Raw genomic sequence first — 24789 nt, forward strand, 5'->3', positions numbered from 1 at the left:
GGCGGAGTAAGGAAATACGATGAGCTTGCACTCTACATGTAAAAAAATATCGCCAACCACCCTGCTCAAACAAGAGGATTGGGAGGGGCTATGTCACTATTTCGGTCAGCATCCCGAAAAAGTACGAGATAGTGCTGGAAATGAGCAAAACATTCTTCTCTTCGCTATCGCGTGTTTGCGTAAAGATGAAACAGATGCCGCGCTGACTTTGTTGTCCGACCGTGTGCTGACGGCAAAGAATAGCCGTGATTTATTGCGACGCTGGGTTATTTCGCCGCTGGCATCACATCATCGGGACGCTGTACTACAGGTGGTTAACAAACTGCTGGCGGTGAATGTGTGCCAGCCGGAGGATGTCCTGCTGGTCGCAAGCGTGCTGCTTAAGAGTAAACAATATGCGACTGTTGCTGACTTAGCCGAGCGGGCATGGCTCGCTTTTTCGGGCAATAGCAAAATTTTTGCCCTCCATCTGCGCAGCCTGACGCTGGTGGATAAAGAGTTACAGGCAATCTCGTTGGCCAGAACACAGGCGCAGGAAGTTCCCCCGCGGGGAGATATGATTGAGACCTGCCTCCGTTTCTTAAATAAAAGCCGCCTACCAGAAGATCATGACCTGGCCCGCGCATTGCTCCCTTTCTTCGCGTTAGAAAGCCAGGAGTCGGCGGGGCTGGCGGTTGATACGCTGTGCGCTGTCGGTAAATATCAGGAAGCCATTCAGACTGGGGAGTCCGCATTAGCCCGTGGGTTGGATGGTGCGGCGCTGCGTCGTAGCCTGGGGCTTGCCTACTATCAATCCGGTCGCAGCCGGGAAGCGAAGCTTCAGGCCGCTGAGCATTGGCGTCATGCCCTGCAATTTAACCCTGATAATTTACGGAGCGTGACCCTGTATGCCGATGCCTTAATCAGAACGGGTCAGAATGAGAAAGCCATTCCGTTACTGCAGCAGTCGCTCGCGACTCATCCTGATCTTCCTTATGTCAGAGCCATGTATGCCCGAGCACTGCGCCAGGTTGGGCAATACGCTGCTGCCAGCGATGAGTTTGTACAACTGGCAAGGGAAAAAGGGGCGACCAGTAAATGGAACCGTTATGCCGCGGCGGCGTTGTTACAGGCGGGGAAAACAAGCGAAGCGGAAAGCGTCTTTGAGCACTATATTCAGGCCAGAGCAAGCCATCTGCCTCAGTCATTCGAAGAGGGGCTGCTGGCGCTTGATGGGCAAATATCTGCCGTTAATCTACCGCCTGAGCGCCTTGACTGGGCATGGGAAGTTGCCGGCAGACAGTCCGGTATCGAGCGCGATGAATGGGAACGCCGGGCGAAGTGGGGGTATCTTGCCGATAATTATCTCCTCGACTGGCTTGAATGCCGTGGAGAGCAGGCCGACGAACCGATGTATCGGTTGGCCGATATATCGCATGTCGAGCAGTTTTTCCAACGGCTGCAGCTCGATAAGCGTGGTTGCATTGTTGTATCGGCTCATATGGGCGCAATGTATGCCGGGCCGATGATCCTCTCCTTGCTGGAAATGAACAGCAAATGGGTGGCTTCCACGCCTGGCGTGCTCAAAGGGGGCTACGGTGAGCGGTTGATTTCGGTTAGTGACAAAAGCGAAGCGGACGTGGTCAGGGCCTGCATACAGACCTTACATAGTGGGCAGTCGCTTGTTGTGGCGATCGACGGCGCGCTGAATTTGAGCGCGCCGACTATCGACTTTTTCGGCCAGCAGATTACCTACTCCACCTTTTGCTCTCGACTTGCCTGGAAAATGCACTTACCCACCGTATTTGGTGTTCCGGTGTGGCGAGACGGGCGCATCCATTTTGTTTTGGAGAAAATGGTCGATCCGCAGAGGTTCGAAAGCCAGTCTTCTTTTATTGAGCGCTGGAAAGACAATTACCTGAAATGTGTAACCCAAATCCTGAATAGCGGGCCTGAAAATCTGAGACTGTCGGGGGGGATTTGGCGAAATATCACGCGCAGGGATGAAACATCTTCGGGCTGAAAAGACATTTGCCCCGCGATGCCTTTGGCGCACCAGGCGGGGCCGCCCGCTAAGTAAAACTGAGTTATTCTATTTAGAAAGCATCCGTTCATTAACGTTCGGGTGCTTTTTTCGTTCTAACGAGCTGAAAAATGGAGAATTATTTAATAACTACGTTATACCTGATTGTGGTTCTGTTTGTCTGAGGGTTACCAGAAGACAGTATCCTGAAGTCATCCCTTAGCAATGTTAAATAGCGGCATCGAAATCCGCTGGTAGCGTACTGTTACCTGTACCCAGGCTGCGTTGCATTAATACCGTATCAAGCCAGAGCCCATGCTTGAATCCAATGTTCGTCAGCGTACCTATTTTCGTAAATCCGGCCTGCTGATGGACTTTCAGCGATCCCTGATTATTGCTGTCGCCGACGATAGCGATCAACTGCCGATAACCCTGCGTTTCAGCCCACTCAATTACATGGCGTAGCAACGCTTTTCCCCCCCCCTGACGCTGTGCCGTCGGGTCAATATAAATCGAATCTTCGAGGGTATAGCGATAGGCATAACGCTCGCGGTAGCGGGTGAGATAGCAATACCCGATGACCTTATCTTCTTGCAATGCGACAACCCACGGCAGCCCCAGACTGCGGATTTTTTCCAGACGCTCCTGCATCTCGCGGGTATCCGGCGGGTCAGTTTCAAAGCTGCCGGTACCGTGAATAACATGATGGGCGTAGATATCGCGTATGGCGGGGATGTGTTTTTTTTCAGCGTTAACGATTTTCATTGACCAGCTCCCATTGGCATCTTTGTCCAAATTACCTCAAAGGCTGGAGAGAAGGTAAGTGCAAAAAATTATGCGTCTATACCCGTCATTCTTTAAGCTGCATGTGCGTTGGCTACGCTAGCGCACTTCAGTCACATAGTTCGCGATGCTCCTGGGGATTTACTCACTTGCCGCCTTCATGTAACTCGAATTATTTAGGGTATATAAATTATTTTCAATGTAAATAAGCTTTCAAATTGTAAGGGTAAAGTGAGTGGGGTTGATACTGTCAATAATACGCAAGAGTGGTAAATACTTTAGCGAGTTGAGCAATGCACAATTCTCCGCGCACGTATTATGGCGGATACCAAAATACCAATTTTGGTAGATTGCAATGATAGGATCAGGAAATTGTTTGATTCTATTGGGTTTTTACTGTTTTTTACTGTACTTAGTTCTGCTTATGACTGTACCTTTAATTTCATTTTATCGACCCTGTTCGAAACTTAAAATTAGGTTATATTATTTACATTGTTATCTTTGTTGTTATCAGGGGCATTATTATCAGAACTTTCTCTATCCGCATAAAATAGTTACCATGCAAACAGTTGCGCGGTGTAGCTATGCTAACCAGCAATAGTTATCATCGTCACAAGGTTTCGTCATGCAAACTTAATCTAAATCCAGAATTCAATCCCAAGAGTATTAGGATTATTTAGTCTAAAATACTTTTTTGTCTAAGAGTTTTCGTATCGCATAGCCACGAACTACGCTGAGTGATAAAATTTTCGAGTTTACGCCTGCTTTCCCACGATTAGAGGGCGAGGCGCGGGTAGTCAATAAGACGAAAGAATTAATTGCTTCATAACCCTATTGCAAAATAAGCGGCAGTGCATCTTACATGGTCGGGTATCGTAAGTAACCGACTGTAATATATTGAAAACGCTTATTTTTACTCTGATGTAAGTTATAAGGGCAGATATGTTAAGTATGCGTCGACATGCCAACTTCATTAAACGTTTTAAGTCTTTAAGCTGTTTATTTACGGCAAGCGTTCTTTTCCCTATGCAAATCTCTGCAGCGACATCAGATTATGACGCTTTGGTTATTGAAGCGCGGGGTGGTAATAGTGCACCGTTATTGCGTTATCTAGAGGATCAGGGAAAGCAAAGCGCGCTAACGCCAAATCAGGTTGCCGACTGGCTGCAAGTTTCCAGTTGGGTTGATAACAACGATAAAGCCACTATTGAAATCTGGCAGCGCTATCGTGGGCAGATGGATGTGCCTGCACGCGGCAAAGTCGCCGCTGCACGTGCGTACCGTAACCAGAAAAACTGGAATGATTCATTGGCGGTATGGGAAAGCGTTTTACAGGAAGAGCCTGACAACGTTGACGTACGCACCGGCTGGATAATGACGTTGGCAGATGCTCGCTACAATCAGCAAGCCCTTACTGAAGCGAATAAATGGGCACAGGCACATCCGGGTGCTGACTCCGATGCACTACTTGCCTACGTATATCATTCTCAGGGAAAAAACTGGGACGCGCTGTTGGTTGCCAGCCAGGCGGATGACGTTGATCCTGGCAACAAAAATGCAAAATCTACGCTGCTGTCTGCTCTGTCAGCAAACCGTGTTTCCGGGCCCGCCTTAAATATGGCGGAGGTAGTGCCTACGGCAGATCCTGTGAAGCGCCGCCTTGAGCTTGATGCGGCCGCCGAAATGGTACGTTCCTCCTATACGTCCGCACGTAATGAAGAAGAGCGGTTTATCGTGGCGGATAAAGCGCTGGCCCGCTATGACCAGTTGCTGGCTGCCTGGAAGGATGAGCCATCCGCGCAGAATGATGTCCGTCGGGCGAGAATTGACCGCATGGGCGCTTTGCTGGTTCGTAAGCGAACGTCTGAAGTGATTAAGGAATACGAATCGCTTTCTGCGAGCGGCGAAGTGCCAAACTACGCAAAACGCTGGGTAGCATCGGCATGGTTAAGCGAACGCCAGCCAGAAAAAACCGAAGCGATGCTGATGAGCATCTACTACCCGAATGGACCGATTCCCGTTACGCCGCTTGGTCCTGAGGATCAACAGGATCTGTTCTACGCGCATATCGATAATGAAAACTTTGATGCCGCTAAAAAACAGGCCGAAAACCTAATCAAAGAGAGTCCGTACCTGCGACGCATCTATGGTTCGCCAACGCCGCAGCCTAACGATAACTGGCTGCTCGGACAGTCGATGCTGACGCAATATTATATTGCTGCCAATGAACTACCTGAGGCTGAAAAGCTCGCAGAGCATCTGGCGCGAACAGGTTCAGGTAACCAGGGGCTGCGCATATCTTATGCCTCCGTTCTTGAAGCACGTGGCTTGCCGCATGCGGCGGAGAAAGAGCTGAAGCTGGCGGAAGTGATTGAGCCAAGCAACCTGGAACTGGAACGTCAGCAGGCTTATGTTGCGTTGGATCTCCAGGAATGGAGGCAGGCCGATGAACTGACGGATGACGTCATCGCCCGTAGCCCGGATGATGAAGCGACGCTGCGCCTCGCGCGTATTCGTGATGTCCACAAAATGTCGGAAGTGCGCATTAGCGGCACACAAGGGATCTCGTCCGATAGCCCGGTCAGCGGTAAGAATGACTTCAACATCAATACTGCCATTTACAGTCCGCCAATTAACGACAACTGGCGCTTGTTTACTGGATTCAACTTTGCTACCGGCGAATTTGAGGAAGGTAAAGGCATCAGCCGCGATCTGGCGGCGGGGGCGGAATGGACTTCCCGCGACTACTGGGCAGAAATGGAAGTCTCTGGCCGAAATTATGGCGATGGTCAGAAAATTGGCGGTCGTCTTTCCGGCTGGCATGACTTCAATGACAACTGGCGCGTAGGCGGTTCGGCCGAGCGCTTGTCGCGTAATACGCCACTGCGCGCGCTGCGTAGCGGCGTGTATGCCAACGGCGGCGATATGTTTGTTCGCTGGTATCAAAACGAACGACGTGAATATCAACTGTCGTTTGCCGCATCACATTTCTCAGATGGTAACGATCGCATCGAATACGGACTCAGCGGAAAAGAGCGCATGTGGACAACGCCGCGCTTCACCCTGGACTTTACCCCGGGCATCGGCGGGAGCACCAACACCAAAGAGAATGTGCCGTATTACAACCCGAAGAGTGATTTTTCCGTGGTACCGGCTCTGAGCGCGGAGCAGGTTCTTTACCGCCATTATGACACCGTGTGGACGCAGCAAGGTCTGGCTGGTGTAGGTGGCTATTGGCAGCAAGGCCAGGACGCTGGTGCCATCGTTCAGGTGGGATACGGACAACGGCTCAAATGGAACAACGTCGTAGATGGCGGGGTGATGCTGATTTGGGATAAACGCCCCTACGACGGTAAACGTGAGCGGAATATCTCCCTCGCTTTCGATTTAAATGTCAGGTTTTAAGGATTGTTCATGCTGAAAAGATGCCTGTGGCTTAGCGCATTAATCGCTGGCTGGTTGATGATTACCGCGTGCAGTAGCGCGCACAATACAACGCCTCGCTACGTTCCTCCCGCAGAGAGAACGCCGCTGACGGCGGATCATCCGTGGCCGAAAAATAGCTTCCTGGTGCTCGGCTACCACGATGTCGAGGATGGTGCCGCCGACCAACGCTATCTTTCTGTGCGCACCAGCGCGTTGAGCGACCAAATGGCCTGGCTGCGTGATAATGGCTATAACCCGATCAGCGTGCAGCAAATCCTGGACGCCCATGACGGTAAAATCGTGTTGCCGGAAAAAGCGGTATTACTCACCTTTGATGACGGATATAGCAGTTTTTATACCCGCGTCTGGCCGCTGCTGAAAGCCTACAACTGGCCTGCGCTTTGGGCGCCGGTGGGGAGTTGGGTTGATGCTCCCGCCAACAAAAAAGTCGATTTTGGCGGCTTAATGACGGCGCGAGATAAATTCGCCACCTGGAAAATGGTCGAAGAGATGGGCAAATCACCGTTGGTGGAAGTCGGTGCGCACACCTGGAATTCGCATTTCGGTGCACAAGCCAACCCGCAGGGAAGTAAAGAACCGGCGGTGGCGAACCGCCTGTATGATAAGAAAACCGGCACTTACGAAACGGATGAACAGTACACGCGCCGTATAAACGCGGATATCTCTCTCATCACCAACAAGATCAAATCGGTGACCGGGAAATCACCGCGCGCGTGGGTCTGGCCTTACGGGGCAGCCAACGGCACAACGTTAAACCTGGCTAAAGAGCATGGCTATAAGATGGCCTTCACGCTCAACGAAGGGTTGGCGAATGCCGCGTTTCTTGATGACATCCCGCGCGTGCTAATCTCTGATAACCCCTCTCTTAAGCGCTTTGCCAGCCAGGTCGCTCAGGTACGTGAACCGCAGACGATGCGCGTGATGCATGTCGATCTGGATTACGTGTATGACAAGGACCCTGCTCAGCAGAAGCGAAACATCGACAAGCTTATCCAGCGCGTTTATGACATGCGTATTTCTCATGTCTTCCTGCAGGCCTACGCCGATCCGCAGGGTGACGGAAATATTCGCGAGCTCTATTTCCCTAACCGCTGGCTGCCGATGCGTGCCGACCTCTTTAACTATATCTCCTGGCAGTTACAAACGCGGGCAGGGGTGACGGTGTATGCCTGGATGCCGGTTCTGGCTTTCGATCTCGACGCTTCCATCCCACGCGTAACCGCCTGGGATCCGAAAACGGGACGTACAGCGATCAACCGCGAGAACTATGTCCGTCTGTCCCCCTGGAGCAGCGAAGCGCGTCAGCGCATCACTGAAATCTATGAAGACCTGGCCAAACACGCCAGCTTCAAAGGGATTTTGTTCCATGACGATGCTTTCCTGACGGACTTTGAAGACGCGTCACCGGAGGCGTTGGCTGCCTACCGCGCCGCAGGGCTTCCCGGAAGCATTGAGCAAATCCGTAGCAATCCACAGGCGTTCGAGCGCTGGACGCGACTGAAAAGTAAGGTGCTGATCGACTTCACCAAACAACTGACTCAGGCGGTACGTAATATTCGCGGTCCGCAGGTGCAAACGGCGCGCAATATTTACGCGATGCCGGTACTGGAGCCGGAGAGTGAAGCCTGGTTTGCGCAGAACCTGAATGATTTCCTCAATACCTATGACTGGACAGCACCGATGGCGATGCCTTTCATGGAGCAGATCCCGGCTAATGATGCCAACGCCTGGCTCGACAGATTAGTGAATGCCGTTGCACAAACGCCCGGCGCGCTGGACAAAACCGTGTTTGAACTACAGGCACGAGACTGGCGTAAATCCGGGGACGAGGCTGAAATCAGCGGAAAACAAATAGCCGAATGGATGCGCCAGCTGAAATTAAGCGGTGCAGGTAACTACGGCTATTACCCGGATGATTTCATCAGCGACAAACCTGAGATGTCAGAGATTCGCTCGACGTTCTCCTCATACTGGTACCCGCAAAAATGACCGATCGCATAATTGCTTTCCTGATACTTTGCCTGATGTTCAGCCTGCCGTTTGGCGTGGCGGTCATCTTTACAGGTGAAGTGATGTTGAACTTCGTCTTCTTCTGGCCCTTGTTTATGTCTGCTTTGTGGATAAGCGGCGGGGTCTATTTCTGGTTCTACCGTGAGCGTCACTGGAAATGGGGAGATGACACACCGCCACCGACGCTGGAGGGGAATCCGCTGGTTTCCATTCTGATCCCCTGTTTTAACGAAGGGATCAATGCGCGCGAAACCATTGAGGCCGCGCTGGCGCAGCGATATAAAAATATTGAAGTGATTGCCATCAACGATGGTTCAACGGATGACACCCACGACGTGCTGGAACAACTGGCGGTGGAATACCCCAGTCTGCGGGTGATTCATCTGGCTGAAAACCAGGGCAAAGCGCTGGCGCTCAAGACCGGGGCAGCAGCGGCGCGCAGTGATTACCTGGTGTGTATTGATGGCGATGCGTTACTGGACCGTGATGCCGTTGCCTATATTGTGGCGCCGCTGATCCAGTTCCCGCGCGTCGGTGCGGTGACCGGGAACCCACGTATTCGAACCCGCTCCACCTTAATCGGTCGGGTGCAGGTCGGGGAGTTTTCTTCCATTATCGGCTTGATTAAGCGTACTCAGCGAGTTTATGGGCAGATCTTTACCGTTTCCGGCGTGGTTGCTGCGTTTCGTCGTCGCGCGCTGGCCGAGGTCGGTTACTGGAGCCCGGACATGATCACCGAAGACATCGATATCAGTTGGAAGCTGCAATTGCGCCACTGGTCGATATTCTTTGAGCCGCGCGCACTGTGCTGGATCCTGATGCCTGAAACGTTAAGAGGGTTATGGAAACAACGACTGCGCTGGGCGCAAGGCGGTGCGGAGGTGTTTATCGTGAACATGCGCCGCCTGTGGTCATGGGAATATCGCCGTATGTGGCCGCTGTTTTTTGAGTTCTGTTTTTCTACCTCCTGGGCGTTTGCCTATGCGATCAGTATCGTGCTGTTCCTGTTAGGGCTGATGATCCCGATGCCGGACTCGCTGTATGTACAACATCTGTTCCCGCCGGCCTTTACTGGGCTAATCCTCGGCGTGGTGTGCTTGCTGCAGTTTGCGGTGAGTCTGATGATTGAGCGGCGCTATGAAAAAGGCATTGGCGCGTCGTTGTTCTGGATTATCTGGTTCCCGGTGGTGTACTGGATGTTAAGCCTGTTCACCACGCTGGTCGCTTTCCCGAAAGTAATGCTCAAACGTAAACGCGGCAGGGCGCGTTGGGTGAGTCCCGATCGTGGAATTGGGAGGATCGAATCATGAGCCAGCCGCTGATCTTTACGGAGCAGCGTTTGCTGCCGCGCATTATTGACGTGCTGTTAACGCTTTTTGCCTGGGTTGGTTTTTTATATTTGATTTATAAAGGGCTGATCACCGCTCTGGCGCACTCACCTTATATAGGCGTGCGACCCTTTTTCACCACGCTGGATACGGTCACGTTTTACATCCTTGTCGCGCTGGTCAACGGACTGGTGCTGATTGGTTGGGCGAAGTACAACCAGTTTCGTTTTCGGGTGGAGCGTCGCAGTCGCAGGCCCGGACTGGAAGATCATGAGCTGGCGGAAAGTTTACGTATTACCCGGGAACTGGTGACAGAGCTGAACAAAGCGCGGGTGCTGACGGTTCACCATCATGAAAGTGGTGAAATCAGTCATATCGATGTGGACAGGGACATCGCCGATAACCGTCTACCGCCGCCGACGCCTGCGATGCTGGAGTATTTGCCGCCAGAGCCGCAGCCGTTGTTGCAGAAAAGGCCTGAGTGATATTTCTACTTTCAGTTGCTTCCTTCAGCCTCGCACAGGTCTATGATTAGACCCAGACAATAAAAAAATGCGAGGCAATGTCGTGGATAAGGAACTACTGGATGCCGGTTACCGGGCCTATACCGGCGAGAAGATTGACGTCTACTTCAATACGGCGATATGTCAACATTCGGGCAACTGCGTGCGGGGAAGCGCAGCGCTTTTTAACCTGAAGCGTAAACCGTGGATCATTCCGGATGAAGTGGATGTCGCGACGGTCATTAAAGTGATTGATACCTGTCCGAGCGGTGCGCTGAAATATCGCCAGAAATGAGTGAGGGGACCATGGAAATTCTTGCAGGCCACAACAAATTTTATGTTAACGATGCCGAAGGCAATCAGGTTGCCGAGATTGTCTTCGTGCCGACGGGTGAGCATCTGAGCATCATTGAACATACCGATGTCGACCCAAGCCTGAAAGGCCAGGGGGTCGGTAAACTGCTGGTGGCGAAGGTGGTGGAGAAAATGCGCGCCGAAAACCGCAAAGTTATTCCGCTGTGCCCGTTTGCCAAACATGAGTTTGATAAAACCCGCGAGTACGACGATATTCGCGCCTGATAATCTTACGTGCGCCGGAAGGCATGACCGCCGTCCGGCGCATCACTCCCGATGCAGCAAATCCTGATAAATTCCCGTCAATACCCCTTGTGGGCCAAACTCTTTTTTAATCCATTGGGTTACACGACCGGTGGCCGAATGCTGGGTCGCCAGCAGCATCCGTGAATCCTGACGCGGGTTGTGGATCTGCCGCGTGACCAGCAACGACTTTTCCATCGCCTCGCGCACCATATAGTCCGGCAGAAAACCGATGCCCTCACCCAGGATCTGGCACTGGCATTTGGTATTAAAATCAGGAACCAGAATCGACTCCTGTCCGTGTAACAGCCAGCCGACCTTCTTGTTGATGGTGTGGGCGGTGTCTTCCACCATGATGTTCGGGTGCAGGCGCAGCTGGCTCTCAGAAATCGGTTCAGGCATAAAAGCCAGCGGATGATCCGGGGCAATCGCAAACGACCAACGGATCGCGCCGATCTCGGTGTAATCAATCCCCCCGCCGTCCAGTAACGTATCCGGCGCGCCGATAGCGATGTTGGCGAGGTTGTTAATGATCGAATCCCAGACGCCGTTATACACCTCGGTGGTGACGGTTATCTGGCAGGTTGGAAACTGTTTCTTGAGTACCTGCAGCAGTCGTGCCGTATGTTGAGGGGTATACAACAGTTGATTAATACAGATGCGTACCCGGGCTTCAATGCCCTGAGCAATGGTATCAATACTGCGCTTGATGGCGTGGAAATCGTTGAGCAGGTCGGTCGCCTTGCGAAACAGATAGCGTCCGGACTCAGTCAGCTCAATGCTGCGGGTACTGCGGGTAAACAGCACCACGTCGAGCCCCAGCTCCATGCGCTTAATGGTGTAACTAATTGCTGATGTGGTTAAGCCAAGTTCCTCAGCCGCCTTGCTGAAGCTGCTGTAGCGGGCTGCCATCGTAAATGCCAGCAGGTTTTCCTCGGTAAAAATTGAATTCATCTTCCTCCCCTCCGGCGACAAACGCACATCCGCGACGCGATGATTGTTGAATGTATTTGTAATCCTTATGCAGAGCAATCAGTTTTGAACAGAATTTAACACTAGTTTTACAATTGATTTGAAGGCAATCACACTTCTGTATATTAATTGCAGGCCGCTATCCGTGTAGCATCACGCCTGATTTTCCTGACAACTGATTAATGGCTAAAAGCGGCTCTGTCATAAGGAAAAGATTGCACTACAGCACGTTTTGTTCTCATTGTTAAATTTGATTCAATAATCGACACGCTTACGATGAATGAAATTTAAGCGGATATTATTCTCTGCACTCTGTTGCTATTCTCAGCTTATCGGATATTTAAAAAGTCTAAAAAACTGCAGGAGAGCGATTATGTCAGAGAAAGAACTCATTACTGAATTTCTGCTGGCGGCAGAGCAGGGTGATGCCGATGGATTAAAATCCTGCCTGGCAAAAAATGTGGATATTAATGCCACTAACCGCCAGGGGCGCACTGCCATAATTATTGCCAGCCTGAATAAACATTATGACTGTGTTTCTTTATTGATTGCCGCCGGTGCCGATATTAATAAACAGGATCAAACCTGTTTTAATCCATTCCTGATTAGCTGTCTGACTAACGATTTAACGCTGCTGCGTACCGTATTACCGGCCAATCCCGATCTTAATTGCCTGAGCCGTTTTGGCGGCGTCGGTATTACGCCAGCCAGCGAAAAAGGTCATGTAGAGATCGTGCGCGAACTGCTGCTGCGTACCGATATCAATGTTAATCATACCAACTTTGTCGGCTGGACGCCGTTACTGGAAGCCATCGTGCTTAATGACGGCGGCGCGAAACAGCAGGAAATCGTCAAGCTGCTGCTCGACCATGGCGCAAACCCGCACATGACGGATAAATACGGTAAAACCCCGCTGGAGCTGGCGCGGGAGAAAGGATACCACGAAATTGCCGAGCTGCTGATTGCGGCCGGAGCCTGACAGAGGAGCGCTACTATCGCTACGCCATCACGGCGATGCGTACGGGCGCTAACCGCAGACGGCGCGTTTCTCGCTTTCCGGGGAACGGGACGGGTTGAACAGGTTTTTTCCCGCGCGGTAAACCTGTTGATACCTGAACAGCAGCGGTTGCTGACGTTACTGAGTGAAGGTTGTGATAACGCGCCTAACAGCTGTCGGCTGGCGCTGACGCATTGTGAAGAGCTGTTTCACCCCGGTGAGAGAGTCAGTTTTACCGAATCGGGGATAGCCGTTGGCAACGATAAATGGATAGAAACTTCCGGTTGTCTGCCGTGGCGCATACCACAGTGGAGGCCTGATGCAATAAGCCTTGCTGCAATCCGCTGGCTGCGCTGGGAAGAGGTTATCCGCCAACAGCTAAGAAGCGCTGACACATTATTTCTGTACCAGGGTGATAACCCGTTTTATCTGGAAATCACCCGCCAATTACTTAATCGCCGACAAACATTACTGGCGGCGTTGCAGACAGGAGAAAATATCTCTACAGCGGTCAGCCATTTAATTGGTCTGGGGATTGGTCTGACGCCCTCATCTGATGACTATTTAGTGGGTTTAAGCACTATTTTATTTATTCCTGGACATCCGCTGGGGAAATATCGTGATGATTTTTTAGCAGCTTTACAACGTGCCGGAAATAATACCACGCTACTCAGCAAAATAACGCTAGAGGAAGCCTTTCATCAACGTTATCGGGAAAGCGTCGGACGGCTGCTGAACCATATTATTACAGAGCAACAACCCGTTTCTACGCAATATATTACTGACATTAAAAATATCGGCTCAAGTTCTGGCTGCGACATGCTGTATGGCATGGCGGATGCCTGCGCCCTGAGCCACAGGTCCGGAGGGAATTATGTCGATCAGGATAGTTGTTAAAAAGAACACGTATTTTGATTCTGTCTCACTGATGTCTATCTCCACACGCGCAAATAAGCTCGATGGCGTTGAGCAGGCGTTCGTGGCTATGGCGACAGAAATGAATAAGGGCGTACTTAAGAATCTCGGTCTGCTCACGCCTGAACTTGAAGAGGCGAAAAGTGGCGACCTGATGATTGTCATTAAAGGTGCCAGCGAGGCGGCGAACGATCAGACGCTGGTGGCGATTGAAGACTTGTTTACGCATAAAGAGCAAGGGGGGCAGCATGAAGCGCGCTATGCCACGCTTGCCAGTGCGAAGAAGCATGTTCCTGACAGCAACCTGGCGGTGATCTCGGTCAATGGTCTGTTTGCCGCGCGTGAAGCGCGTCAGGCGCTGCAAAATAACCTCAACGTGATGCTGTTCTCTGACAACGTCTCTCTTGAAGACGAACTGGCGCTCAAGCAGCTGGCGCATGAAAAAGGGCTGCTGATGATGGGGCCCGATTGCGGAACCGCCATTATTAACGGCGCGGCGCTGTGTTTTGGCAATGCGGTGCGTCGCGGCAACATCGGAATTGTTGGCGCCTCCGGTACCGGTAGCCAGGAGCTGAGCGTACGCATTCACGAGTTTGGCGGCGGGATTTCCCAACTGATTGGCACCGGTGGACGCGATCTGAGCGAAAAGATTGGCGGCCTGATGATGCTTGACGCGATTGGTATGCTGGAGGCCGATCCGCAAACCGAGATCATCGCGCTTATCTCCAAACCTCCTGCGCCAACAGTGGCGCGCAAAGTGCTGGAACGTGCGCGCGCCTGCCATAAGCCCGTCGTGGTGTGTTTCCTCGGACGTGAAGCCGCGCCTGCGGATGAAAACGGTCTGCTGTTTGCACGCGGCACTAAAGAGGCGGCGCTGAAAGCGGTACTGCTGACTGGCGTGAAAAAAGAGAGTCTGGATCTGCATCCGCTCAACTGGCCGCTGATTGAAGAGGTCCGCGCCCGCCTGACCCCGCAGCAAAAGTACATTCGCGGCTTGTTCTGTGGCGGCACGCTGTGCGATGAGGCGATGTTTGCTGCCATGGAAAAACATGCGGAGGTTTACAGCAACATTCATCCGGATCCGGCTTTTCGCCTGACAGATCTCAACCGCAGCGTGGGACATACCTTCCTTGATTTCGGAGATGACGATTTTACCAACGGTAAACCGCACCCGATGATCGATCCAACCAACCGCATTAGTCGTCTGTTGCAGGAAGCACGCGATCCTGAAGTCGGCGTGATCGTTATGGACTTTGTTCTTGGATATGGATCACATGAAGATCCGGTTGGCGTGATGATCGAGGCGATCGTCGAAGCCAAAGCGATCGCCGCCGCAGAGGGGCGTCCGCTTGAGATCCTCGGCTACGTGCTGGGAACCGATCTCGATACGCCGTCGCTGGAAAAACAGTGCCAGATGCTGACCGATGCAGGCGTGATCTGGGCGAGCAGTAGCACCAATACCGGATTGCTGGCGCGTGAATTTATCTGTAAAGGGGAGGAAGCCTGATGAGCCAGACACTGTTTAACCAGCCGCTGAACGTGATTAACGTCGGCATCGCGATGTTCAGCGATGACCTGAAAAAGCAGAATGTTCCCGTGACCCAGCTCGACTGGACGCCGCCGGGCCAGGGCAACATGCAGGTCGTGGCCGCACTGGACGAAATTGCCGATTCGCCGCTGGCTGACAAAATCGCTGCCGCTAACCAGCAGGCGCTGGAACGCATTATCCAGTCGCATCCGGTGCTGATTGGCTATGACCAGGCGATCAACGTCGTGCCGGGCATGACCCGCAACACCATCCTGCACGCCGGACCGCCCATCTGCTGGGAAAAAATGTGCGGCGCAATGAAGGGCGCGGTCACCGGGGCTTTGGTGTTTGAAGGGCTGGCGAAAGATCTGGATGAAGCCGCCGACCTGGCCGCCTCGGGTGAAATCATCTTCTCACCGTGCCACGAGCATGACTGTGTCGGTTCGATGGCGGGTGTGACGTCGGCGTCGATGTTTATGCACATCGTCGAGAACAAAACCTACGGCAACCGCGCATACACCAATATGAGCGAGCAGATGGCGAAGATCCTGCGCATGGGCGCGAACGATCAGAGCGTTATCGATCGCCTGAACTGGATGCGCGATGTGATGGGACCGATGCTGCGCGACGCCATGAAGCTGGCGGGCGAAATCGATCTGCGCCTGATGCTGGCGCAGGCGCTGCACATGGGCGATGAGTGTCATAACCGCAATAACGCCGGGACGGCGCTACTGATACAGGCACTGACGCCGTGGATTATTCAGACTGGCTATCCGGTTGAGCAGCAGCGTGAGGTATTCGAGTTCGTCCTCAGCAGCGATTACTTCTCCGGACCGACCTGGATGGCGATGTGTAAAGCCGCAATGGACGCCGCACACGGGATCGAATACAGCACCGTAGTCACGACGATGGCGCGTAACGGCGTTGAATTCGGTCTGCGCATCAGCGGCTTACCGGGTCAGTGGTTTACCGGTCCGGCGCAGCAGGTGATTGGCCCAATGTTTGCGGGCTATAAGCCCGAAGATTCCGGACGTGATATCGGTGATAGCGCAATTACCGAAACCTACGGCATCGGCGGTTTTGCCATGGCCACGGCACCGGCCATCGTGGCGCTGGTGGGCGGTACGGTTGAAGAGGCGGTCGATTTCTCTCGCCAGATGCGTGAAATCACTCTCGGCGAAAACCCCAACGTTACCATTCCGTTACTTGGTTTTATGGGCGTACCGACCGCTATCGACATTACGCGCGTGGGTAGCACCGGCATTCTGCCGGTGATTAACACCGCAATTGCGCACAAAGATGCGGGGATCGGCATGATCGGCGCCGGAATAGTCCATCCGCCGTTCGCCTGTTTTGAAAAGGCGATCCTCAACTGGCGCGACCGCTACTGCCAATAACAACAATCGGGGCTAACGCTGTTAGCCCCACAGTAGCGAAGCAAAAAACGTTGCTTACCTGCAGGGCTGGGCGATCCCCGGGATCGCAAACGATGCTTAACCTGTTAAGGATATTCCATGAACAGCATAAAACTAGAATGGAAACGTGGTGACTGGGCTGCTTACTTTGGGCTGATGACCAACAACCTGACTAACCTGCTGACAATGATGGGGCTGCTCATTTTTGTCGTCGGGATCCCTACCGAAATTGTCTATGGTCGCATTGCGCCTGCCTTTGGTCTGGCGGTGCTGGTGGCCAGCGTCTGCTACGCCTGGTTTGGCCTGCAGATGGCAAAGCACACCGGGCGTAAAGACGTGACGGCGCTGCCGTCCGGGCCGAGCGCACCGTCAATTTTTACCGTGACCTTCTTGGTGCTAATGCCGGTATATCAGCAAACCAAAGATGCCAACTTTGCTATCCAGATAGCCCTGGTGTGGTGCTTTGTGGAAGCGTTGATCCTGGTCGGCGGCTCCTTCCTGGGCGAGACCATCCGCAAGATGATCCCGCGTACGGTATTACTTTCTTGTCTGTCCGGTCTGGGACTGTTGCTGCTGGCGATGAACCCGATGCTGCAGGCATTTGAAGCGCCGACCGTCTCTTTCATCGTCTTGTTGTTGATCTTCATTAACTGGTTCGGTAAGAAGCCGATTTTTGCCCGCATCCCCACCGGTTTGCTGCTGCTGATTGCCGGTACAGCGTTGGCGTGGATCTCCGGTTTGCAAAGCCCGGAAGCCATTAAATCTTCGATGTCTTCCTTTGGCTTCAATCCGCCGGAAATCCATGTCGACAGCTTCCTGCAGGGGTTGCCGCACGCGCTGCCGTACCTGGCTTCTGCGGTTCCTCTGGGTCTGGCGAACTACATTTTTGACCTTGAGAACATTGAAAGTGCGCATGCGGCGGGTGATGAGTACAACACCCGTAAGGTCATGATGGCGAACGGTTTTGCCTCCATGCTCGGCTGCATGCTGGGCAACCCATTCCCGGTGACCGTATATGTTGGGCATGCGGGCTGGAAAGCGATGGGGGCCAGCATCGGTTATACCCTCGCTTCAGGCATCACTATGTTCCTGGTACCGCTGTTTGGACTGGGGGCGTTTATGCTCGCGATTATTCCGATGACTGCGATAGTGCCGATTCTGGTGTTTATCGGCGTGGTGACCGCCAACCAGGTGGTGCGAGAGACGCCCAAAGTCGAGGTTCCCGTTATCTTTATCTGCTTGTTCCCGTGGATCGCTAACTGGGCGTTGACCATCGTCAACAGCGTAATGGGCGCCGCCGGAACATCCGCGGGGAAACTGGGTAGCGACCTGCTGCACAGCAAAGGTGTCTATTACGATGGGCTGGTGCATCTGGGAAGCGGCGCGCCGCTGGCCAGTATGCTGTGGGGCTGCGTCGCTATCTTCGCCATTATGAATAAGCCGCTGCGTGGGGCGATTGCCGCAGCTTTTGGCGCGCTGTTATCGCTGTTTGGTGTGATTCACTCTCCGGCGGTTGGCTTTGCAGAAGGCAGTTCGATGATGTTTGTTGTGGCCTACCTGATGATGAGCGGCATGTTTGTCCTCAAGCATGTTCTTGATAGCCGTGAAGCGGTGACTGCGCCTGAGCAGGAACCGACGAAAACGACCTGAATCGCCTGTAAGCGGAAGATAACACTATGAAAGAACTTGTGGTCGTTGCCATTGGCGGCAACAGCATTATCAAAGATAACGCCAGCCAGTCGATTGAGCACCAGGCTGAAGCGGTGAAAGCGGTGGCGGACACGGTGCTGGAGATGTTGGCATCGGACTACAACATTGTGCTGACGCACGGAAACGGGCCGCAGGTGGGGCTGGATCTACGGCGTGCGGAAATCGCGCATGAGCGTGAAGGGTTGCCGCTCACCCCGCTGGCAAACTGCGTCGCCGATACGCAGGGCGGGATCGGCTATCTGATCCAACAGGCGCTGAACAACCGCCTGGCGCGGCGTGGTGAGCAGAAGGCGGTTACGGTGGTCACGCAGGTGGAGGTCGACAAAAACGATCCGGGCTTCGCTAACCCGACCAAGCCTATCGGCGCGTTCTTTAGCGAAGCGCAGCGCGATGAACTGCAGCGGGTCAATCCGGGCTGGCGCTTTGTTGAAGATTCGGGGCGCGGCTACCGCCGGGTCGTCGCCTCTCCGGAACCGAAGCGTATTGTCGAGGCGGAGGCGATCAAAACGCTGACCCAGCAAGGCTTTGTGGTGATTGGCGCGGGTGGCGGTGGGATCCCGGTGGTGCGTAGCGATCAGGGGGATTATCAGAGCGTGGATGCGGTGATTGATAAAGATCTCTCCACGGCTCTGCTGGCGCAGGAGATCCGCGCTGACATTCTGGTGATCACCACCGGCGTCGAGCAGGTCTGTATTCATTTTGGCAAACCCAACCAGCAGGCGCTGGATAAGGTGGATGTCGCAACGATGACCCGTTACATGCAGGAGGGACATTTCCCGCCGGGGAGCATGTTACCCAAAATCGTTGCCAGTCTGGCGTTCCTGGCGCGTGGCGGTAAGCGAGTGATCATCACCACGCCGGAATGCCTGCCGGCCGCACTGCGCGGCGAAACGGGCACCCATATTGTCCATTCCTGAGAGGAAATGTGAATGAAGGAAAGTAACAGCCGCCGTGAATTTTTAAGTCAGAGCGGAAAAATGGTGACCGCTGCCGCGCTGTTTGGCGCAGTGGCTCCAGTCGCGTATGCTGCTAATCCTGTCGGGAACACCTGCGGGGCGAAGAGCACAATGACGATTAACGATAAGCACTATTACCTGGATAACGTCCTGCTGGAAGCGGGGTTTGATTACGAAAACTCGGTGGTGGTGCATACCCGTACCGCGCTGCAAACCGTTGAAATTCAGGACGGGAAAATTGTTGCCCTGCGTGAGAATAAGCAGCATCCGGATGCGACGCTGCCGCACTACGATGCGGGTGGAAAGCTGATGCTGCCCGCCATGCGCGACATGCACATCCATCTGGATAAAACCTTTTACGGCGGTCCCTGGCGTTCGCTGAATCGCCCGGCTGGCACCACCATTCAGGATATGATCCGCCTTGAGCAAAAACTGCTGCCTGAACTCCAGCCTTACACGCAGGAGCGCGCGGAAAAGCTCATCGATCTGCTGCAATCAAAGGGCACCTCGATCGCCCGCAGCCACTGCAATATCGAACCGGTTTCCGGGCTGAAAAACCTGGAAAATCTGCAGGCGGTGCTGGCGCGTCGCCAGCCGGGTTTTGCCTGTGAAATCGTGGCGTTTCCGCAGCATGGCCTGCTGTTATCGAAGTCTGAACCGTTGATGCGTGAAGCAATGCAAGCGGGGGCGCATTACGTCGGCGGTCTGGACCCAACCAGCGTGGACGGGGCGATGGAAAAATCCCTCGACACCATGTTCCAGATTGCGCTGGATTACGATAAAGGCGTGGATATCCATCTGCATGAAACCAGCCCGGCGGGCGTTGCGGCGGTGAATTACATGGTGGAAACGGTGGAGAAAACGCCGCAGTTGAAGGGCAAACTGACCATCAGCCACGCATTTGCGCTGGCGACGCTGAACGAACAGCAGGTGGATGCGCTGGCGAGCCGCATGGCGGCGCAGCAGATTACCATTGCCTCGACGGTGCCGATCGGTACCTTGCATATGCCGCTCAAGCAGCTGCGTGACAAAGGCGTGGAAGTGATTACCGGGACCGACAGTGTGATTGACCATTGGTCGCCGTACGGGCTTGGAGACATGCTGGAGAAGGCGAATCTGTACGCGCAGCTCTATATTCGTCCCAATGAACTCAACCTGTCGCGGGCGCTGTTCCTCGCCACCGGCGATGTGCTGCCGCTTAACGATAAAGGTGAGCGCGTCTGGCCGAAGGCGCAGGATGAAGCCAGCTTTGTACTGGTGGATGCCTCCTGCTCAGCGGAAGCGGTCGCGCGAATCTCCCCACGCACCGCGACCTTCCATAAAGGCCAACTGGTGTGGGGGAACGTCGCAAGCTAGCCTGGTTTGATGCGCAGCGGCAATCGCTGCTGCGCTCTCTGTTCGTTAACCGACGATCCCCATATAGCCGTGAATCCCCATATATAAGCCGACCATCGCGATAAGCGCGCTGGAAAAATAGGGGGCTTTGCGTGCCAGTGTGTTAAATCCGTTCCAGCGTTTGGCCGCCTGCTGCACGCTGATTGCCGCTCCCACGCCCACCGTTACCAGCGTTAGCGCCAGCCCGAGGCTGAAGCACAGCACCATAGTGGCACCCAGCGTGAAGGCTTTGAGCTGGATGCAAATCAGCAGTACCGTAATGGCGGCAGGGCAGGGGATCAACCCGCCGGTCAGACCAAACAATAATATTTGGCCGTTGGTGACCTCTTTGCCTGCAAAGCGGCGCTGAATATCGTTAGCATGTGCCCGCTCGTGGGCGTCCTGATACGCTTTTGAATCTTCGCTCAGTCCGGCCAGGGCGCTATGGTGATGATCATGTTCGTGATGATGATGGTGAGCTTCACCGTGGTTATGATGGTGGTGATGGTCATCATGATCATGGTGATGCTCATGATCGTGGTCATGATGCGTCTGGGTCAGCCAGTTCTGTTCTCCCTGCCAGGTTCGCCAGAACATCCAGAATGCGGTCCCGAGAATAATAATCGCCGAGACAAACTGCAGCCAGGGCTCAACGGTCTGGGCAGTAAACGCTTTGCTGATATACATCCCGCCGAGCGCAATCAGCCATACCACTGCGGTATGCGACAGCGTTGCCGCCAGCCCCAGCATCACCGCCTGTTTGATGGTCCCCTTAATGGCAATAATAAAGGCCGCCATCATCGTCTTGGAATGCCCCGGTTCCAGACCGTGTAACACTCCTAATAGAATCGCGCTGGGAATGAAAAACCAGGCGTTGCCTTGCTGAAGAAGCGTAGAAAACTCACCCATGAGAATGATTCTTCGTTGTTTAATTTTGCCAGATTCTACTCCCCCCAGTATTAAATACTACCCCCCAGTAGAATGACGATGGTATTGTCGCTCCAGCCAGACGTTGAAAAGGTATTGCTATGTCACATACGATCCGCGACAAACAAAAGCTGAAAGCCCGAACCAGTAAGATTCAGGGGCAGGTAGCGGCGTTGAAAACCATGCTGGATGAACCGCATGAATGCGCGGCGGTATTGCAGCAAATAGCGGCGATCCGCGGTGCGGTAAACGGGTTAATGCGCGAGGTGATTAAAGGTCATCTGACCGAGCACATTGTGCATCAGGGCGATGAAATTAAGCGCGAAGAAGATTTGGATGTGGTTTTGAAGGTACTCGATTCGTACATCAAATAAGTCAGTTTAACGGCTCATCCACATACAGATGAATGAGCCGTTAAAAACACGTTCTAGCCAAAAAACATCACAGATACGCACAGCAGACCGACAATCAGGGTGATCAGATTACCCACTGAACGGTACGGCTTTAGCGCCGGGATCAGATAGGTAGATAATGTCGGCATGATAAACAGAATCATGGCAATCAGCGGCCCGCTAATCGCGTAAATCATTGAAATTGCATTAGGGTTAATGCAGCAAATGATAAACGTAATGGTCGAAACCAGCATAATGGACAGGGCGCGGTTAAAGGCCCGGCTTTTCTTCACTCCCACCTGATGCAACGATGTTTTTACCACCTCGGTTGCCCCTTCAATCACGCCAAAGTAGGTGCCGAGGAACGATTTTGACATCGCCACGACGGCGACAATGATCCCAGAAATCGACAGCCATGCTGGTGCGTTTGGCATCATCGATAGCGCTGACAGAATGGTCACCCCTTCATTTTTCGCGTCCTCGATATAGTTTGTCGGAATTGAAAGCAAACAGCTGAAGACGAAAAACAGCACGCTCAGGCAGATGATGACGTAGGCTACCTTCATGATTTTTTTGCATTTACCCATGGCCTGCTCGCCGTATTTCTCACGTCGGTCGATGGCGAACGTCGAGATAATTGGCGTATGGCTAAAAGCGAAAACCATCACGGGAATAGATATCCAAACCTGATGAAGTGTGTGCTGATCGAAAGACATCTGGCCGGTGAGTAGCGTTGGCTGCCAGCTTCCGGTCAGGTAGAGCGAAAGGAACAAAAAGTACGCGATGAGCGGGAACACCAGAAAGCCCATTACCCGAATGGTTGCTTGTCGGCCCATCAGAAAAATCAGGTTCAGCACCAGCACCACGCCAAGACTGACCAGCATGCGAACACGCAGATCGATGGCGATATGTTTTGCCAGTTGTTCAGTGAGTGAATTGGTTATCGCCACGGCGTAGATCAGCACCACCACAAAGAAGGCAATAAAATAGAGGGTCGTGATCAGGCTGCCTATCTTTTTGCCGTAGTAGTGCGTAACTGCACCAGTGATCCCTTCACCTGCCGAGGTTTTTGAGGACAGGATAAACTGGCACAGCGCCTTGTGCGGCCAGTAGGTTAAAGGCCAGGCGACGAGTGCGGTGATAAACAGTACCACTGCGCCTGCAGAACCCAGCTGTATGGGGAGGAAGAGGGTTCCTGCGCCGACGGCAGTCCCATATAGTGCGAAGCTCCAGAGAGTATCTTCTTTTGACCAAAATTTCGACATTATTTGAACGTATCAACTATAAAATAAACAAAAAGAAGCGCAATTTACCACAAATGGCAGGGGCTGGGGGAGGTGTCAACAAGCGGGCGAGTGAATGGATCAAAAGCCGGAACCGAGAAGATTCCGGCTATTGTTTGAATTATCAGGCAGTAACGCGCTGCTGGCGACGCTTCATAACGCGCTCGCGTAAAGTGTCATAAGCCCAGTTATAGAACATGGTGTATGGCAGGAAGAACAGGAAGAAACCTATTTCCAGCGTGAATGCCTGGAGCAGGCTGACGTTCAGCACATACGCCACGATGCTCACCCCGATGACAATAAAACCGCTCTCGAAGCCTAAGGCGTGGAATGCCCGCACTTTAGCCGTACGTTTTACCAGGTGCGACGGCCACAGTCGGTCAAACAGGGCGTTATAAATGATATTCCAGATCATCGCCGTCGTGGCGAGAAGAATGGTCAGTCCGCCCATTTCCAGCACCGAGCGCTGCATCAACCATGCGGTGGTTGGTGCGAGGATCGCGGTGGCAATGCCTTCAAAGCAGACGGCATGAAAAATTCGCTCCAGTAACGAGCGGCGTTGGACTGTATCGTGTTGCATAATCTAAAACCTTCTTTGATGCCCGGATAACGGAATGGTGGCAATTTTATCGTTTTATGTGATATCTAAAAGATAGTATCCATCGATAAAGTAGATAGTTCATGCGTTACTCTCCTGAAGCGTTAACGGCATTTGTGGAGACCATTTCCTGCGGCTCATTTTCTGCTGCGGCCCGGCGGCTGCGTAAAAGTCAGTCCACCATCAGCACGGCCATTGCGCATCTGGAAGCCGATCTCGGTTTTGCGCTGTTTGACCGCTCATCACGTCAGCCGACGCTAACCGAAGAAGGTAAGCGGGTGCTGGGCTATGTGCAGGCAATTTTGACGGCCAGCGAACGTCTTGATGAGGCAGCGATTTCGCTGTCGGGTGAAACGGAAGCGCGTCTGACCTTCGTGTTGTCTGACACGCTGCATCCGGATGTGCTGGAAGAATTGATGGTGCAGTTTGACCACAAGTTTCCCCATACCGAGTTTGAATGTCTGATTGGCGAAGATGAAGACGTTATCGATCTGCTGCAAAAAGGACGTGCTCAGGTTGGGTTGATCGAAGCGCGGGAGGATTACCCGACCGACATGGGCGTCACGCGTCTGCCGATGCAAACCTGGATGGGATTATACGTTGCGGCATCACATCCACTGGCGACTCAAGAAAAAATGCAGTGGGAACAGCTACATACCTGGCGAGAGCTGCGGCTGAATACCTATCTGGAGAGCGGCACTAACGTGGCGCGCGGCCCCGTCTGGTCGGCGCCTAACTATTTGTTGCTGCTGAGTATGGCGGTGCAGGGATTCGGCTGGTGCGCGCTCCCTTGTGCGCTGGTGGAGGAGTTTGCGGCAGAAAAACCGCTGGTTCAATTGATGCTGCCTGGCTGGCCAAAGGCTATCTCTATCGATCTGCTGTGGAATAAGAAATCACCGCCTGGCGTGGCGGGAAGTTGGCTGCGCGACCATTTACAGCAGAGTGGCGTTCAGATGACCAATAAATGATACGAATTTCCTTTGTGATAAAAATCACCGTTTTTAAACAACCTTGATAACTCTTTTTAACAATCATCTACTATTGCGGTGTTA

21 protein-coding genes are annotated in these 24789 nt (G+C 53.1%); 16 read left to right on the forward strand and 5 right to left on the reverse strand.

Annotation, left to right across the window (positions count from 1 at the left end; genetic code table 11):
• Positions 1-19: 19 nt before the first annotated feature.
• On the forward strand, positions 20-2002 hold the full coding sequence (vexE, locus tag OGW44_RS22985) for a Vi polysaccharide transport protein VexE (RefSeq protein ID WP_185654451.1): 1983 nt from the start codon (positions 20-22) through the stop codon (positions 2000-2002).
• Positions 2003-2230: 228 nt separating this feature from the next.
• On the opposite strand, the gene OGW44_RS22990 is transcribed toward vexE, so the two are convergent.
• Positions 2231-2767, reverse strand: coding sequence for a GNAT family N-acetyltransferase (locus OGW44_RS22990; RefSeq protein ID WP_185654452.1), 537 nt, complete (start codon positions 2765-2767; stop codon positions 2231-2233).
• A 960-nt stretch (positions 2768-3727) separates the two neighbouring features.
• Here OGW44_RS22990 and pgaA point away from each other — a divergent pair.
• The 6 genes from pgaA (at position 3728) to OGW44_RS23020 (ending at position 10652) form a co-directional block, all read left to right on the forward strand.
• The gene (gene pgaA, locus OGW44_RS22995) at positions 3728-6190 is read left to right on the forward strand and encodes a poly-beta-1,6 N-acetyl-D-glucosamine export porin PgaA (protein ID WP_075847466.1); all 2463 of its coding nucleotides are present in this window, start codon (positions 3728-3730) and stop codon (positions 6188-6190) included.
• Positions 6191-6199: 9 nt separating this feature from the next.
• Positions 6200-8221 (forward strand): poly-beta-1,6-N-acetyl-D-glucosamine N-deacetylase PgaB, encoded by a 2022-nt coding sequence (gene pgaB, locus OGW44_RS23000; RefSeq protein ID WP_016157399.1) that lies wholly within the window; start codon positions 6200-6202, stop codon positions 8219-8221.
• Positions 8218-9552, forward strand: coding sequence for a poly-beta-1,6-N-acetyl-D-glucosamine synthase (gene pgaC, locus OGW44_RS23005; RefSeq protein ID WP_075847468.1), 1335 nt, complete (start codon positions 8218-8220; stop codon positions 9550-9552). The genes pgaB and pgaC overlap by 4 nt, the downstream gene beginning before the upstream one ends.
• Entirely contained in the window at positions 9549-10055 is a 507-nt protein-coding gene (gene pgaD, locus OGW44_RS23010; RefSeq protein WP_016154304.1) for a poly-beta-1,6-N-acetyl-D-glucosamine biosynthesis protein PgaD, read from the forward strand. Before pgaC ends, pgaD begins: the two co-directional genes overlap by 4 nt.
• 82 nt (positions 10056-10137) lie before the next feature.
• Positions 10138-10368, forward strand: coding sequence for a 4Fe-4S mono-cluster protein YjdI (yjdI, locus tag OGW44_RS23015; RefSeq protein ID WP_016154303.1), 231 nt, complete (start codon positions 10138-10140; stop codon positions 10366-10368).
• Between the two features lie 11 nt (positions 10369-10379).
• Positions 10380-10652 carry a GNAT family N-acetyltransferase gene (locus tag OGW44_RS23020; RefSeq protein WP_016157396.1) on the forward strand — a complete coding sequence of 91 codons (273 nt, stop codon included), beginning with the start codon at positions 10380-10382 and terminating at the stop codon, positions 10650-10652.
• Between the two features lie 42 nt (positions 10653-10694).
• Here the strand turns inward: OGW44_RS23020 and OGW44_RS23025 are convergent, their stop codons facing one another.
• On the reverse strand, positions 10695-11624 hold the full coding sequence (locus tag OGW44_RS23025) for a LysR substrate-binding domain-containing protein (RefSeq protein WP_286454304.1): 930 nt from the start codon (positions 11622-11624) through the stop codon (positions 10695-10697).
• Between the two features lie 391 nt (positions 11625-12015).
• Here OGW44_RS23025 and OGW44_RS23030 point away from each other — a divergent pair, with 391 nt between their 5' ends.
• The 7 genes from OGW44_RS23030 (at position 12016) to OGW44_RS23060 (ending at position 20519) form a co-directional block, all read left to right on the forward strand.
• Positions 12016-12621, forward strand: a complete 606-nt coding sequence (locus OGW44_RS23030) for an ankyrin repeat domain-containing protein (protein ID WP_016157395.1) — start codon at positions 12016-12018, stop codon at positions 12619-12621.
• A gap of 15 nt (positions 12622-12636) precedes the next feature.
• A complete protein-coding gene (locus tag OGW44_RS23035) occupies positions 12637-13536 on the forward strand; it encodes an oxamate carbamoyltransferase subunit AllH family protein (RefSeq protein ID WP_488225890.1) in 900 nt (299 codons plus the stop codon).
• Positions 13514-15061: an acyl-CoA synthetase FdrA gene (fdrA, locus tag OGW44_RS23040; RefSeq protein WP_016157393.1), complete on the forward strand. Its 1548-nt coding sequence runs from the start codon at positions 13514-13516 to the stop codon at positions 15059-15061. The genes OGW44_RS23035 and fdrA overlap by 23 nt, the downstream gene beginning before the upstream one ends.
• Positions 15061-16479: a YlbE family protein gene (locus OGW44_RS23045; RefSeq protein WP_016154297.1), complete on the forward strand. Its 1419-nt coding sequence runs from the start codon at positions 15061-15063 to the stop codon at positions 16477-16479. Before fdrA ends, OGW44_RS23045 begins: the two co-directional genes overlap by 1 nt.
• 117 nt (positions 16480-16596) lie before the next feature.
• A complete protein-coding gene (locus OGW44_RS23050) occupies positions 16597-18147 on the forward strand; it encodes a permease family protein (protein WP_016154296.1) in 1551 nt (516 codons plus the stop codon).
• A gap of 26 nt (positions 18148-18173) precedes the next feature.
• Entirely contained in the window at positions 18174-19124 is a 951-nt protein-coding gene (locus OGW44_RS23055) for a carbamate kinase family protein (protein ID WP_016154295.1), read from the forward strand.
• Positions 19125-19136: 12 nt separating this feature from the next.
• The gene (locus OGW44_RS23060) at positions 19137-20519 is read left to right on the forward strand and encodes an amidohydrolase family protein (protein WP_016157391.1); all 1383 of its coding nucleotides are present in this window, start codon (positions 19137-19139) and stop codon (positions 20517-20519) included.
• 45 nt (positions 20520-20564) lie between these two features.
• Here the strand turns inward: OGW44_RS23060 and OGW44_RS23065 are convergent, their stop codons facing one another.
• Entirely contained in the window at positions 20565-21446 is an 882-nt protein-coding gene (locus OGW44_RS23065; RefSeq protein WP_185654453.1) for a nickel/cobalt efflux protein RcnA, read from the reverse strand.
• 119 nt (positions 21447-21565) lie between these two features.
• Between OGW44_RS23065 and rcnR the strand changes: the two genes are divergently transcribed.
• Complete coding sequence (gene rcnR, locus OGW44_RS23070; RefSeq protein WP_003825567.1) at positions 21566-21838, forward strand: Ni(II)/Co(II)-binding transcriptional repressor RcnR; 273 nt, start codon at positions 21566-21568, stop codon at positions 21836-21838.
• Positions 21839-21891: 53 nt separating this feature from the next.
• Here the strand turns inward: rcnR and OGW44_RS23075 are convergent, their stop codons facing one another.
• A complete protein-coding gene (locus OGW44_RS23075; protein WP_016154291.1) occupies positions 21892-23121 on the reverse strand; it encodes an amino acid permease in 1230 nt (409 codons plus the stop codon).
• Positions 23122-23263: 142 nt separating this feature from the next.
• Positions 23264-23719 (reverse strand): multidrug/biocide efflux PACE transporter, encoded by a 456-nt coding sequence (locus tag OGW44_RS23080; RefSeq protein WP_016154290.1) that lies wholly within the window; start codon positions 23717-23719, stop codon positions 23264-23266.
• 101 nt (positions 23720-23820) lie between these two features.
• Between OGW44_RS23080 and OGW44_RS23085 the strand changes: the two genes are divergently transcribed.
• Positions 23821-24705 (forward strand): LysR family transcriptional regulator, encoded by an 885-nt coding sequence (locus OGW44_RS23085; RefSeq protein WP_185654454.1) that lies wholly within the window; start codon positions 23821-23823, stop codon positions 24703-24705.
• Positions 24706-24789 lie beyond the last annotated feature (84 nt).

The organism is Citrobacter sp. Cb023, assembly GCF_030336805.1.
Classification (GTDB): domain Bacteria; phylum Pseudomonadota; class Gammaproteobacteria; order Enterobacterales; family Enterobacteriaceae; genus Citrobacter; species Citrobacter braakii.

Bases quoted from the DNA above. Each gene is read 5' to 3' on its own strand.
- pgaB (WP_016157399.1), top strand. From the start codon at position 6,200: ATGCTGAAAAGATGCCTGTGGCTTAGCGCATTAATCGCTGGCTGGTTG.
- OGW44_RS22990 (WP_185654452.1), bottom strand. From the start codon at position 2,767: ATGAAAATCGTTAACGCTGAAAAAAAACACATCCCCGCCATACGCGAT.
- OGW44_RS23065 (WP_185654453.1), bottom strand. From the start codon at position 21,446: ATGGGTGAGTTTTCTACGCTTCTTCAGCAAGGCAACGCCTGGTTTTTC.
- OGW44_RS23025 (WP_286454304.1), bottom strand. From the start codon at position 11,624: ATGAATTCAATTTTTACCGAGGAAAACCTGCTGGCATTTACGATGGCA.
- OGW44_RS23060 (WP_016157391.1), top strand. From the start codon at position 19,137: ATGAAGGAAAGTAACAGCCGCCGTGAATTTTTAAGTCAGAGCGGAAAA.
- OGW44_RS23085 (WP_185654454.1), top strand. From the start codon at position 23,821: ATGCGTTACTCTCCTGAAGCGTTAACGGCATTTGTGGAGACCATTTCC.
- OGW44_RS23020 (WP_016157396.1), top strand. From the start codon at position 10,380: ATGGAAATTCTTGCAGGCCACAACAAATTTTATGTTAACGATGCCGAA.
- pgaC (WP_075847468.1), top strand. From the start codon at position 8,218: ATGACCGATCGCATAATTGCTTTCCTGATACTTTGCCTGATGTTCAGC.
- OGW44_RS23050 (WP_016154296.1), top strand. From the start codon at position 16,597: ATGAACAGCATAAAACTAGAATGGAAACGTGGTGACTGGGCTGCTTAC.
- pgaD (WP_016154304.1), top strand. From the start codon at position 9,549: ATGAGCCAGCCGCTGATCTTTACGGAGCAGCGTTTGCTGCCGCGCATT.
- pgaA (WP_075847466.1), top strand. From the start codon at position 3,728: ATGTTAAGTATGCGTCGACATGCCAACTTCATTAAACGTTTTAAGTCT.
- OGW44_RS23075 (WP_016154291.1), bottom strand. From the start codon at position 23,121: ATGTCGAAATTTTGGTCAAAAGAAGATACTCTCTGGAGCTTCGCACTA.
- OGW44_RS23080 (WP_016154290.1), bottom strand. From the start codon at position 23,719: ATGCAACACGATACAGTCCAACGCCGCTCGTTACTGGAGCGAATTTTT.
- OGW44_RS23045 (WP_016154297.1), top strand. From the start codon at position 15,061: ATGAGCCAGACACTGTTTAACCAGCCGCTGAACGTGATTAACGTCGGC.
- vexE (WP_185654451.1), top strand. From the start codon at position 20: ATGAGCTTGCACTCTACATGTAAAAAAATATCGCCAACCACCCTGCTC.
- OGW44_RS23055 (WP_016154295.1), top strand. From the start codon at position 18,174: ATGAAAGAACTTGTGGTCGTTGCCATTGGCGGCAACAGCATTATCAAA.
- fdrA (WP_016157393.1), top strand. From the start codon at position 13,514: ATGTCGATCAGGATAGTTGTTAAAAAGAACACGTATTTTGATTCTGTC.
- rcnR (WP_003825567.1), top strand. From the start codon at position 21,566: ATGTCACATACGATCCGCGACAAACAAAAGCTGAAAGCCCGAACCAGT.
- OGW44_RS23030 (WP_016157395.1), top strand. From the start codon at position 12,016: ATGTCAGAGAAAGAACTCATTACTGAATTTCTGCTGGCGGCAGAGCAG.